Origin of the sequence: Serinicoccus sediminis (assembly GCF_004153545.1) — a bacterium.
GTDB lineage: Bacteria > Actinomycetota > Actinomycetes > Actinomycetales > Dermatophilaceae > Ornithinicoccus > Ornithinicoccus sediminis_A.
Genome location: NZ_SDVA01000020.1, coordinates 42,412 through 53,369, shown reverse-complemented (window position 1 = coordinate 53,369; position 10,958 = coordinate 42,412). Strand labels below are relative to the sequence as shown.

Here is a 10,958-nt window from a genome sequence, read left to right as displayed (position 1 = left end):
GTCGCCGCCCGGGCCCGCGTGTCCGTCGGCGCCACCGTCGGCTCCGCCGTCGCCACCGGGGCCCGCGTGTCCGTCGGCGCCACCGTCGGCTCCGCCGTCGCCACCGGGGCCCGCGTGTCCGTCGGCGCCACCGTCGGCTCCGCCGTCGCCACCGGGGCCGGCGTGCCCGTCCGCGTCACCGGTGCTCGCCGGGCCCGCCTCGGGGACGTCCTCGAACGGGTCGTTGTCCTGCGTGCTCATCGCATCCACCCTCCAGTCGTGGTGGGGGCTGCGGGTCCGCAGCCCCGGGTCGAGCATCGTCCGTGGTCGGGCGCCCCGCAACCGCAACCGGATGACGCGCGGAGGTCAGTGGTCGTGCCCGCCGGTGCCTGGCGCAGGCGCGGGGGCGTCATCGGCCTGCGCCTCCTCCTGGGCCGCGAGCCAGGCCTCGACGTCCTCGCGGGGCTCGGCGTCGCGCTCGGCGAGCATGTCGCGCATGAGGATGATCTCGCCCTCCTGCGCGTCCACCATCTTCTGCGCCGCGAGCAGCACCTCGGGCTGCGTGGCCTGCGCGACGGCGGCCTCGGCCATCTCCACGCCAGAGATGTGGTGGGTCGTCATGAGCTGGAGGAAGAGCACCTCGGCCTCCTGGCCGGAGGCGTCGGTGAGCTCCTGGATCTCGGTGGGCGAGGCCATACCGGGCATCGGCACGCCCTCGGGCAGGTCCTCCATGTCCGCGTGGTCGTGACCGGCCATGTCCTCCATGGACATCCAGGCCATCCGCTCCTCGCCCCGCGCCCGGGGCAGCCCCCAGTCGTCGAGCCAGGTCCCCATCATCCCGCGCTCGTAGCCCTGGTTGTTGCTGATGTCGACCGCCAGCCGGCGCACGTCCTCGTCCTCGGTGCGCTGCATGACCAGCTGCGACATCTGCACCGCCTGGGCATGGTGCTCGCTCATGTCGCGGGCGAAGCCGGCGTCCGCGCCGTCGTCCGGCGGGGTCCGCTCACCGAAGGCCAGCCACCCGACCAGCGCCCCCAGGCACAGCGCGAGGACCGTCACCGCCGCCAGGGCGGGGGCGCCGAAGCTGCGCCACCGGTCCCGGGGCCGGCCGCCGGCGACCGGGGCGGGCTCCTGCTCGACGGCGGGGTCGCTCACTGACGCGCCACCAGGTCGGTCACCGTCCCGCCCGTGCACGCCGCGCCGAGCTCGGGCGTGTCCGGCGCCTGCTTGTACTCCCGGATGAAGGCCTGCAGGATCTTCTCGTCCGCGCTGTCCAGCTCGAGCTGGTGGTTCCAGGAGGTCGCCATGACCGGCGACTCCTGCTCGGCGACCGGGCTGACGAGCATGTAGTCGGCGTCGCCCAGCGAGGTGAGCACCTCGACCTGCTCGGCGGGCAGGTCCGGCTGGTAGGTCAGCCAGACGGCGCCGTGCTCCAGCGAGTGCACCGCGTGCTCGGTCGGCAGCTGCTCCTCGTAGACCCCGCAGTCCCACCACGCGGGGTGGTGCGGGCCGCCCGGGGGCACGGCCGAGTCGTAGTCGATCTGCTCGTTGCGATGGTCCGCGGCGGTGTTGTCGAAGTCCTCCACGGCCGACAGGTCGGCCAGGGCGGGGGAGTCCCGGACGACGGCGAAGACCACCGCGCCGATGATGAGGACCACGACGGCGACCGCCGAGCCCCAGATCAGCGCGCCGCGGCGCCGCTCGGCGGCGGCGCCCGCCTTCTGGATCTTGGCCGCCTTGGCGGCACGGTCGGAGGCCGCGGGGGTGCGGTCGGGTCGGGGCATCAGGGCGCTCCTGGTCTGCGACGGGCCATGGTGTCGACCTCAGGGTATGCGGTGGTGCTGGCGGGTTGCTGGGAGGTCACCCAGGCGTGGTCTGGGAGGATGACCGGCGTGACTCCCGGCACCCTCACCCGACGTCTGTGCGCCACGACGCTGATCGCCCAGGCCCTGTCGGTCGCCCTCGGCGCGCTTGTCGCGTGGCGGCTGGCGCAGACCACCGACGACCCCCGGGCGGGCGCCTTCCTGTGGGGCGGGCTGGCCCTGGCCGGCCTGTGCGTCGTGGCAGCGGGGGCCCTGCGCAGCCGCCGGGGGATCCTCCTGGGCTGGGTCGTCCAGTTCCTCACCCTCGCCGCGGGGGTCGTGCTCCCGGCCATGTTCGTCGTCGCCGGGCTCTTCGGCTTCCTCTGGTGGCTCTGCCTCACCCAGGGCATCCGGATGGACCGGCTGACCGCCCAGCGGGCGGCCGCGGAGCGCGACCAGGAGGGGAGCTGACCGATGGACCTCCTGAGCGCCGTCGTCCTGGGGATCGTCCAGGGCCTCACCGAGTTCCTGCCCATCTCCTCCAGCGCCCACGTCTCGATCGTCGGCCGGCTGCTCGGGCAGGAGGACCCGGGCGCCGCGTTCACCGCGATCACCCAGCTCGGCACCGAGGCCGCGGTCCTGCTCTACTTCTGGCGCGACATCGTGCGGATCATCCGCTCCTGGTTCGCCTCCCTGGCCGGCCGCATCCCGCGCGACGACCCCGACGCCGTCCTGGGGTGGTGGGTCATCCTCGGCACCCTGCCCATCGGCATCCTCGGGCTGCTGCTGCAGGACTGGATCGAGACCGACCTGCGCAGCCTGTGGCTGACCGCCACGATGCTGCTCGTCTTCGCCCTGGTCATCCTGGCCGCCGAGCGCGTCGGGCGGCAGGAGCGCCAGCTCTCCGAGCTGACGTGGCGCCAGGGCCTCGGCTTCGGGCTCTGGCAGGCGCTCGCCCTCGTCCCGGGGGTCTCGCGCAGCGGCGGCACCATCGCCGGTGGTCTGTTCATGGGCTTCACCCGGGAGGCGGCGGCGCGCTACTCCTTCCTGCTCGCCATTCCGGCGGTGCTCGCCTCGGGCGGGCTGCAGCTGGTCAAGGTCGTCACCGGCGACGCGATCGGCTCCGGCACCGGCTGGGGCGCGATTGGCGTGGCCACGGTGCTCGCGTTCGCGGTGGGGTATGCCGTGATCGCCTGGTTCATGCGCTACATCACGACCCACACCTTCACCCCGTTCATGGTCTACCGGATCGTCCTGGCGCTCGTGCTCTTCGGGCTGCTGGGCGCCGGGGTCCTGCAGCCCTGACCCGGGGGGCACCGGGCACGGCATACCCTGGTCCCCGTGACCGACACGACCCCGCCCCAGACCGAACGCTCCCTCGTCCTCGTCAAGCCGGACGGCTACCGTCGCGGCCTGTCGGGGGAGGTGCTGCGCCGCATCGAGGCCAAGGGCTACACCCTCGCCGCCCTCGCCGTCGTGAGCCCCTCGCGCGAGCAGCTCGAGGCGCACTACGCCGAGCACGAGGGCAAGCCGTTCTACGAGCCGCTGCTGGAGTTCATGTCCTCGGGCCCGGTCACCGCGGCCATCATCGAGGGCCACGGCTGCATCCCCGGCTTCCGGTCCCTCGCGGGGGCGACCGACCCGACCGCGGCCGCGCCGGGCACCATCCGCGGCGACCACGGCCGCGACTGGGGCCTGAAGGTCCAGCAGAACATCGTGCACGGGTCGGACAGCCCCGAGTCCGCCGAGCGCGAGATCGCCATCTGGTTCCCGGGGCAGGGCTGACGGGCCGGAGCCGGGGCACGGGCTGCGGCTGACTCCTCCCGGGGTCGGCCGTCAGCCCCCCGGGACGGGCGCGCCGAACAGCCCGGGGGAGGGCAGCCCCAGCTCGGGGTGCGCCAGCCGGGCCAGGACGAGCGCCGTCCCGCTGAGCCCCTGGAACAGGCCGTAGCCGCCGCGGGTGCGCTGGCCGGTCGGCCACAGGTGCGGGTCGTCGCCCAGCAGTGCGGCCACGGGCACCAGCGCCGCGCGGGCGGCGTCGAGGTGCGCGGTGTCACCCTGGGCCGCCGCCGAGGCCAGGACGTCGAGCGGACCACCCAGGCCGTGGCAGAGGGTCAGCCCGGCGTCCTGCGGGTCGACCCGGACCGAGGTCGGCCCGGAGTCCGCGAGCTGCCGTCGCGCCGCCTCCCCGGCCTGCTCCACCGCCTCGCGGCACAGCAGCAGTCCGGTGCCGGCCTGGCTGCGCAGCGCCGGCGCGGGCACGCCCAGGTCGACGCCCGTGTCGGCGAGCCGGCCGAGCTCGAGACGGGTGGCGGTGACCCCGGCGGCGCCGTGGCACCACAGGACCGGGTAGGCCGGCGGCGCGTCCCGCAGGTCCGGCCAGCCCAGCACCCGGTCGGCCCAGGCGCTCTCCCACAACCAGGTCCGGTAGAGGCGCTCCCGGGCCTCGTCGGCCAGCGGCCCTGCCGGGTCGGTGGCCAGCCAGTGGGCCAGGGCCAGCAGCACCCCGCTGCTGCCGTGCGCGAGGCCGGTGAGCGGTCGGGCCGGCTCCCCGTGCTCGTCCACCGGCCCGGGGTGGGCCCAGCCCTCCCCGTCGGCGCGGCCGCAGGCGAGGAGCGCCCTGACGACATCGGCCTGCTCCGCCGGGGAAGCCCCCAGGGACACGGCGGCCAGCAGCAGGCCGGACAGCCCGTCGAGGTGGTCGCTCGAGCCGGCGAGGACGTCGGGCGGCGGGAGCGCGCCGGGCGAACCGGTGACCGTGGCGCGCGCCACGGCCACACCCGTCGCGCCGTCCAGGAGACCGGCCGCGGCAGGCGTCCGGGCCGGGAGGGCCGCACGGGCCAGTGCGCTCAGCTCCTCGGGCCGGTCGTGCAGCGGGGCCAGCAGCGTGAGCGCCCAGGCGACACCCGCCGCGCCGTCGTAGACCTCGGGTCCGGCGGCCTCCAGGGACGGCGGGTCGGCCTCGGTCCGGGACCAGGTGACCCACCCGACGCGCCCGCCGTCGCGCAGCGCCGCCTCGACCACCGCCCCCGTCGCGGCCCGGGCCAGCTGGTCCACCGCGGCCCCCGCCTCCGTCGGTGCCGTGCTCATCCCGCCACCCCTACCCGGCGCAGGTGCGGTCGACGGTCGTCGAGGCCGGCCTCGCGCAGGCCGCGCCGGGCCGCGTGCTCCCCGTCCGCGCGCTGACCGGAGCTGTGCCAGGCCGCGAGCGCCGGGGCCAGGGCGGCGCAGCGGTTCTCCCCGAAGCTCGCGCCGTCCCCGTCGTCCTGCGCCCAGGCCAGGCCGGGCACCGGCGCCTCGGTCAGCGGCGGCGTACGGGGTTCGAGCCACCCCCGGGTGGCTCCGGCCAGCGCGGAGACCGCGGCGGGGGCGTCCCGGTCTGGGAGGTAGGCCACGACCCGGTCCGGCCGGACGAGGGCGCCGGCGTCGACGGCGCACTTGAGCAGCCACGGTCCGCCGAGCCCGACGAGCACCTCGACCACGCGACCGACGACGTGCACCAGGGCGTCCCGCCGGACGCACAGGTAGACCCGGGTGAGCGGCTCCGCCGGGGCGGGGTGCACCCAGCCCGGGGACCAGGTCCGCCACCACGACTCGGCGACGACCGGCCCACCGACCGGTGGCACCAGGACCTGCTGCCCGTCGCGCGGCGGCAGGGACGTCCCGCCCCCCGCCCCACCCGACGGCCGGGCCCACCGGCCGGGGAGCACGGCGTGGTGGCGGCCCTGGGGGTCCCGCACGACGAGGCCGCCGGCCGCGTCGACCCGGCGGACCGTGGCGGAGGTCCAGCCGTCGAGGGTGAGGGTGCGCGCGTCCAGCAGGCCGGCCAGGGGCGGGCCCGGGGCCTCGGCGACGGCGGGGGTGACGGGTGCGGCATACCACTGGGCGTAGAGCCGGTCCGCGAGCTCGCGGGGGTCCTCGCCGGCCGGTCCGGCGGCGGCGACCCGGGCGGCGTCCTGCAGCGCCGCGGCGACCCCGCTCACGAGGCGAGCACCCGGTGGAGGTGACCCCACGACGCGAGGTCGCTCAGGGCGGTGCGGGTGTCGGCCATGACGTCGTGCGCGAGGCGCAGCGCCGGGTCCTCGGCCCCCGGTCCGGAACCGGCCGCGTAGGCCTCCAGCAGGGCCCGCCGTGCGTGCTCGACCTGGGCCACGGCGAGACACTCGTCGAGGACTCGCAGGGCGCACACCAGGTCCCAGGAGGGCTCCCCGAGGCCACCGTCCTCGAGGTCGACGAGGTGGGCCTCCGGGCCGCCGCGGCCCTCGCCCCACCTCACCAGCACGTTGTCGGCCGACAGGTCGCCGTGGACCCAGCGTCGCCGGCGCCACGCCCGCCCTGCCCTGCGCAGGGTGCGCGCCTCCTCGCCCTCCCCGTCCAGCACCTGCCCCGCCAGCTGCGCGGCCCAGGACCCCTCGGGCGCGCTGCGGACGCTGGCCGGAGCCTGTCCGGTGAGCGGCCACGGGCGGGTGGCGCGGGGCACGTCGGTCGTCGGCGGCACCGGGTGCCGGTGCAGCTCGGCCAGCATCCCGCCCAGCGCGCGGGCGACGGGCACGGGCTCGTGGGGCAGCGTCTCGTGCAGCGGCGCCCCGGGCACCGCGGCGGTCCACACCGACTCCTCGTCCGCGTGCAGCAGCTCCGGCACCGGCGCCCCGCGCAGGCCGGCGAGGACGGCCGCCTCCCGGGCCACCGTCGCCAGCCCGTCGGTGGCCGTGGCCTCGCCCTGCTGCTTGACGAACGCCACCGGGACGCCGCCGACGTCGAGCCGGTGCACCAGGTTGCTGCGCGAGCACGCGACCAGCCTCACCTCGCCGTCGAGCACGCCGACGCAGGCGACCACCCCCTGCGTGATCGCCTGCGCCAGCAGGGCCGGGGCGCTCCTCATGCCGGTGGACCGTCCTGCTCCAGCTCGTCGAGCTCCTGGGCGACCTGGTCCAGCGCGGCGTGGTAGCCCGCCCACCAGGAGGCGTCGTCGGGCCCGGCGTCGCCACCGCCGTCCCACCCCTGCTCGTACGGGTTCTGCCACCCGCCGCACACCCGGCTCACCGGGGGCGGGCACAGGCGGCTGTCCGGGGGCAGGCAGTCCGGGATCCGGGTGAGCCGCACCGGGGGGCAGTCGACGAAGGGCCGGGTCCGCAGCACCGGCGGGCAGGTCACGTAGGGCCGGGTGCGTGCGCCCGGGCACCACGGCTCGGTGCGGGTCGGGCACAGCACGGTGATCCGCGACCGCAGCGGGGGCGGGAGCACCACGCGGGGCGGGTTGAGGGTCACCTCGAGCTCGGAGAGCACCGAGGCGACCGGGTTGGCGAAGGTGAGGCTGCCGTCCCGGGCACCGGCGAAGAGCAGCCCGACGACCTGGCGGCCGCCGTTCATGACGACCGAGCCCGAGTCGCCCCGGTCGGAGAACCGCGGCCCCCCGGCGGCGGGGCGGATGGAGACCTGGTGCCGCAGCGTCCGCATCCCGACGCCGTCGCCGTAGTCGAGCGTCACGGTCGCGTCGACCGACACCACCTCGCCGTGCGTGTGCTCCGTGGTGCGCCCGCGCTTCTGGACCGCCATGCCGACCACCGCGGCCGTGCTGCCGTTGACGGCGCCGATGTCGACGACCTCGTCGGCCCACGCCTCGTCCGGGTCCAGGCGGACCACCGCCCCGTCGACCTGCTCGGAGATGACGCCGCGGGTCAGCGTGCCGACCCGGTCGGTCGCCGGGTCGCCGCTGTCGAAGCGGCCCGGCTGCAGCACGTCCTCGCCGGCCGTCCAGGAGGTGTCCACGCAGGCGACGTGGTAGTTGGTGAGCAGGGCGAGCGCCCCGGTGGTGGTGTCCCGCACCAGGGCCCCGCCGGTCCCGGCGTTCTGGTGCCGGGCGGGACCGATGCTGATCCCGCCCCTGATGGTCGTGTGCTTGCTCGTGTCGCTCAGCGGGTCGCCGGCGTAGAGGCCGGGGCCCCCCTGCAGCTCGATGACGAGCTCCTGCACGTCGGTGGGGACGCCCGCCACCTCCGCCGGCACCTGCTGGCCCTTGGGGACGCGCGAGGGCGCCTTCTTGGCCTCGACGTAGACGACGATGCTCAGCTCGCCGGTGGGTCTGCCGTCGCTGATCTTCTCGCCGATGTCGACGCCCACGACCCCGTCCAGGGCGAGCAGCTCGTCCTCGACCTGCTCCTTGGTGGGGCGGATGCGTGCCGCGGCGACCGCGTCGTGCTCCATGACTACCTCCTGCTGTCCAGCGGTGCCGGGCGGCACCTCCGCGGACCCAGAGCGGGTGCCCTCCACCGCAGATACGTCACGATCCGGTGTATCTGTGCCTCAGCGGGGTTCTCTGGACGACACCTGACCCCTAGGCTGGTCCCGCAGGGACCGAGCCGGCACAAGGAGGCCTCATGCCCCACGTCGAGCCCGTCGACCTGCACCTGCCCTCGTCCCTCCTGCGGCGCCACGACGCCCGGGTGCTGGACCCGGCCACCGCCCCCCGCGAGGAGGACCCGCGCAGCGGCACGCGGCTGCCCGCGCCCTCGGCGACGGCATACCTCAACACCCGGCTGCTCGTGGCCGGGCTGCTGGGCGTCTCGGCCGCCGACCGGGTCGGCGAGCTGCAGCGGGTCCTGCGGGAGGCGGGGTATGCCGTGTCCCTGCGCACCGACACCGCCGACGAGGCGTTCGGGCGCTGGCTCCTGCAGGCCGTCGAGTCCGGTGCGGAGCCCGGGGCGGGGAAGGACGTCGAGCAGGTGGTCAGCGGGCCGATGGACCCCGACGACGAGGTGACCCGCCTCGACCCCGGGCTGCAGGTCGGCGCGGTGACCGTGGCGGAGCTGGACGAGGGCTACGCCTCGCGCGTCTACGTCGTGCCGGACGCGCGGGTCGAGGAGCCCGACCCGTGGTCGCTGCTCCTCGCCGCGCGGGCCGCTGGTCTGGAGGGGGTCGACCTCGAGCACCTCGTGCTGCCCGGGGGCGGCGGGTTCTACTGGGGCGGCCAGGGCGGCGGCCTGTACTGGGGCGGCCAGGGCGGCGGCCTCTACTGGGGCGGCCAGACCGGGGTGCCCGGCGTCGCCCCGGACCGGGCCCCGGTGCAGCTGGCCCTGCCGGACCCGACCCGCCGCGCGCCCGGCCGCCGGCCTCCCGTGGTCGTGGTGCCGGACACCGGCCTCGGCGAGCACCCGTGGTTCACCGGGTCCGACCTCGCCCTGCAGCGGCGCTCGCTGCTCGGGTGGCCGATCCTGCCCGGCGGCCGCCCGACCCCGTGGCCGGAGGGCACCGGCGTCGACGACGAGCTCACCGGGGCCCTGGACGTGCTCTCCGGGCACGGCACCTTCGTGGCCGGGGTCGTCCGGCAGGCCGCCCCCGGGGCCCGCATCGTGGCCCTGCCGGTGCTGGACTCGGCCGGGCTGGCCGCCGAGCAGGACGTGACCCGCACGCTGTCCGTGCTGCTGGTGCTGCACCTCATCCACCAGGACCGGGGGCGGGCGGAGTTCGACGAGGCCGGAGGGGTCGTCGACGTGCTCAACCTCTCGCTCGGGTTCTACCACCAGGACGGGGAGGTGGCGCAGCACCCGGTGCGCCGGCTGCTGGAGCTCTACGGACAGGTGGGTGTGGCCGTGGTCGCCGCGGCCGGCAACCAGGCGACCACCACCCCCATGTACCCCGGGGGCTGGGCGGCCGGCCCCGGCACCGTGCCGGACCCCGGGCAGCCGGTGCCCATGGTCTGCGTGGGCGCCCTCAACCCCGACCGGCGCACCGTGGCGATGTTCAGCAACGCCGGGCCGTGGGTGACCACCCACCGCCCGGGCGTCAACGTGGTGAGCACCTTCCCGGTGACCTTCGACGCCTCGGCGCAGGCCGACCGCCGGACCCCCGGTCCGCACGGCGGCGCGGACCGCGCCACTCCCGACCCGGACGACCTGCGCGGCGGGTTCGGCGTCTGGAGCGGCACCAGCTTCGCCGCGCCGTGGCTGTCCGGCGAGCTCGCCGCGGCCCTGTCGGGGAAGCGGTCCCCCGACGACGCGAAGGACGCGGCGCCGGACCTGCGCCGCCGGGCCGCCGCAGCCCTGCGGCGGCTGCTGAAGGAGGAATGATGCTGACCGACGACGACCCGGACCTGCGGACCCACCAGGACCCGCCGTCCCTCGGCGAGCAGGCCGGTGCCTGCTTCCGCCGCTACCGGGAGGGGCAGGCGCAGGCCCTCGGCGAGCTCGTCGAGCTGGTCACCCCCCTGCTGTGGCAGGTGGCCCGGGCCCACGGCTGCGCCCGCGACGGCGCGGAGGACGTCGTGCAGGACGTCTGGATGCGGCTGGTGGAGCACGCCCAGGACATCCGGGAGGACGAGGCGGTGCTGGGCTGGCTCGTCGTGTCGGTGAAGCGGGAGAGCTGGCGCACGGCCAAGGTGGCCCGACGGACCCAGCACGACCCCACCGGCACCGTCGACCCCGGGGAGGCCGACCCCGGCCCGGAGGCCCTCGCGGTGCTCACCGAGCGCCAGCAGACCCTGTGGTCGGCCGTGCAGCGGCTCTCCGAGCGGTGCCGGCGGCTGCTGCGCATCGTCGCCTTCTGCGACCGGCCCGACTACGACGAGATCTCGGCGGCACTCGACATGCCCCGGGGGAGCATCGGTCCCACGCGGGGCCGTTGCCTGGACAAGCTGCGGCGCTCGCTCGCCGCCGACGAGAGGTGGGCGGGACCGTGATGGACGACGACCGCGACCAGCGTCCCGACCACGACGGCGGGGGGCTGCCGATGGATCAGGGCGACGTCGCCCTGCTGACCGAGCTCCGGGAGACCGTCACCCGGCTGGACCCGTGCCCGGCGGGGCTGACCGAGCGCATCGCCTTCGCACTCACCGTGCAGGCCCTGCAGGCCGAGGTGGCCGAGCTCACCCGGGCACCCCTGGTTCTCACCCGGGCCGACGACGACGAGCCGGACCAGGCCATGACGGTGACCTTCAGCACCGACAGCGTCAGCGTCATGGTCACGGTGAGCGGCGAGACCGACGGGACGGCCAGGGTCGACGGGTGGATCACCTGCGACGTCGAGGAGATCGAGCTGGCCCGCCCGGACGGCCGCTCGGAGGTGGTCCCGGTGCGCGACGGGCGGTTCGTCCTGGGGTCCGTCGAGCGCGGACCGGCCTACCTCGTCGTGCGCCCGCCCGGCGGCCGGCCCGTCCTCACCCCGACCTTCGCCCTCTGAGGT

13 protein-coding genes are annotated in these 10,958 nt (G+C 76.2%); 6 read left to right on the top strand and 7 right to left on the bottom strand.

Annotation, left to right across the window (positions count from 1 at the left end; genetic code table 11):
* From EUS26_RS14955 to EUS26_RS14945, 3 genes are all read right to left on the bottom strand, one after another.
* Positions 1-240, bottom strand: a 240-nt coding sequence (locus EUS26_RS14955; RefSeq protein ID WP_130014631.1) for a BatC protein, incomplete at its 3' end; no start/stop codon positions are given.
* A 105-nt stretch (positions 241-345) separates the two neighbouring features.
* Positions 346-1,134, bottom strand: a complete 789-nt coding sequence (locus EUS26_RS14950) for a DUF305 domain-containing protein (protein WP_130014630.1) — start codon at positions 1,132-1,134, stop codon at positions 346-348.
* Positions 1,131-1,763 (bottom strand): DUF3105 domain-containing protein, encoded by a 633-nt coding sequence (locus EUS26_RS14945; protein WP_130014629.1) that lies wholly within the window; start codon positions 1,761-1,763, stop codon positions 1,131-1,133. The genes EUS26_RS14950 and EUS26_RS14945 overlap by 4 nt, the downstream gene beginning before the upstream one ends.
* Before the next feature lie 108 nt (positions 1,764-1,871).
* On the opposite strand from EUS26_RS14945, the gene EUS26_RS14940 reads away from it, so the two are divergent.
* Genes EUS26_RS14940 through ndk form a run of 3 tightly spaced genes read left to right on the top strand, consistent with a single transcriptional unit; the run spans position 1,872 to position 3,566 of the window.
* Positions 1,872-2,252 (top strand): DUF4233 domain-containing protein, encoded by a 381-nt coding sequence (locus tag EUS26_RS14940; protein ID WP_165368643.1) that lies wholly within the window; start codon positions 1,872-1,874, stop codon positions 2,250-2,252.
* A gap of 3 nt (positions 2,253-2,255) precedes the next feature.
* Entirely contained in the window at positions 2,256-3,086 is an 831-nt protein-coding gene (locus EUS26_RS14935; RefSeq protein ID WP_130014627.1) for an undecaprenyl-diphosphate phosphatase, read from the top strand.
* Positions 3,087-3,122: 36 nt separating this feature from the next.
* On the top strand, positions 3,123-3,566 hold the full coding sequence (gene ndk / locus EUS26_RS14930; protein ID WP_130014626.1) for a nucleoside-diphosphate kinase: 444 nt from the start codon (positions 3,123-3,125) through the stop codon (positions 3,564-3,566).
* A 51-nt stretch (positions 3,567-3,617) separates the two neighbouring features.
* On the opposite strand, the gene EUS26_RS14925 is transcribed toward ndk, so the two are convergent.
* The 4 genes from EUS26_RS14925 to EUS26_RS14910 are packed head-to-tail and all read right to left on the bottom strand — an operon-like array spanning position 3,618 to position 7,985.
* A complete protein-coding gene (locus EUS26_RS14925) occupies positions 3,618-4,871 on the bottom strand; it encodes a lanthionine synthetase LanC family protein (protein ID WP_130014625.1) in 1,254 nt (417 codons plus the stop codon).
* On the bottom strand, positions 4,868-5,764 hold the full coding sequence (locus EUS26_RS14920) for a T3SS effector HopA1 family protein (protein WP_130014624.1): 897 nt from the start codon (positions 5,762-5,764) through the stop codon (positions 4,868-4,870). Before EUS26_RS14920 ends, EUS26_RS14925 begins: the two co-directional genes overlap by 4 nt.
* Complete coding sequence (locus EUS26_RS14915; RefSeq protein ID WP_130014623.1) at positions 5,761-6,663, bottom strand: phosphotransferase family protein; 903 nt, start codon at positions 6,661-6,663, stop codon at positions 5,761-5,763. Before EUS26_RS14915 ends, EUS26_RS14920 begins: the two co-directional genes overlap by 4 nt.
* Complete coding sequence (locus EUS26_RS14910) at positions 6,660-7,985, bottom strand: chymotrypsin family serine protease (protein WP_130014622.1); 1,326 nt, start codon at positions 7,983-7,985, stop codon at positions 6,660-6,662. The genes EUS26_RS14915 and EUS26_RS14910 overlap by 4 nt, the downstream gene beginning before the upstream one ends.
* 173 nt (positions 7,986-8,158) lie before the next feature.
* Between EUS26_RS14910 and EUS26_RS14905 the strand changes: the two genes are divergently transcribed.
* Genes EUS26_RS14905 through EUS26_RS14895 form a run of 3 tightly spaced genes read left to right on the top strand, consistent with a single transcriptional unit; the run spans position 8,159 to position 10,955 of the window.
* Complete coding sequence (locus EUS26_RS14905) at positions 8,159-9,847, top strand: S8 family serine peptidase (protein ID WP_130014621.1); 1,689 nt, start codon at positions 8,159-8,161, stop codon at positions 9,845-9,847.
* A complete protein-coding gene (locus EUS26_RS14900) occupies positions 9,847-10,455 on the top strand; it encodes an RNA polymerase sigma factor (RefSeq protein WP_165368642.1) in 609 nt (202 codons plus the stop codon). The genes EUS26_RS14905 and EUS26_RS14900 overlap by 1 nt, the downstream gene beginning before the upstream one ends.
* On the top strand, positions 10,455-10,955 hold the full coding sequence (locus tag EUS26_RS14895; protein ID WP_165368641.1) for a hypothetical protein: 501 nt from the start codon (positions 10,455-10,457) through the stop codon (positions 10,953-10,955). Before EUS26_RS14900 ends, EUS26_RS14895 begins: the two co-directional genes overlap by 1 nt.
* Positions 10,956-10,958 lie beyond the last annotated feature (3 nt).